1 protein-coding gene is annotated in these 548 nt (G+C 67.2%); it reads right to left on the reverse strand.

The annotated features are described in order from the left end of the window. A partial coding sequence (locus L6Q67_RS24300; protein WP_296576326.1) for a DUF2946 family protein occupies positions 1 to 358 on the reverse strand: 358 nt, incomplete at its 3' end. Between the last annotated feature and the right edge of the window lie 190 nt (positions 359 to 548).

Consider the following 548-nt stretch of genomic DNA (forward strand, 5'->3'; position numbering starts at 1 on the left):
CCAGCAGGCCGATGCCGTGCTCGGTGGCGAGCAGCAGGCTGCCTTCCTCGTCGAACCATGCGCCTGAAACCGTGCTCACCGGCTTGCCGGTGTGGGTTTCGAGACTGTCTGGCGCCGCGAGGTGCAGGATCGTCGGGGTGTAATCCAGATCCACAAAAACCTGCTGCGGCCCGTTCTGGAAGAACCAGCGGCCGTCGGCGGTGGCTTCGAAGTTGCGATTGATGAAGCCGCGCAGGCCCGGATGGCGGATCGGGCCTTCGGGCACGAGCCACTCGCCACGGCGCGACAGCCGCAGCCAGCCCGTGCATGACGGCACGTTGGGCCACTTGGCGAGGGCCTGCCGGACGGCTTCATCCATGGTGATGCGCCGCCGCTGTTACCAGAGCTTCCACCAGGCCTGGGGCTCGGCTTCCGTGCCCTTGCCGGCGTAGTAGCGGCTGTTCGGGAAGTTCTGGCGCATCACGCGCTCGGCGTCCTTGCGCAGCTCGGGCATGTTGAGGGCGTCGTAGCTCTGCACCAGCAGGAACAGCGCCTCTTCAACGGCCGGC

The sequence above is a fragment of the Zoogloea sp. genome, from assembly GCF_023150065.1.
Lineage (GTDB): Bacteria > Pseudomonadota > Gammaproteobacteria > Burkholderiales > Rhodocyclaceae > Zoogloea.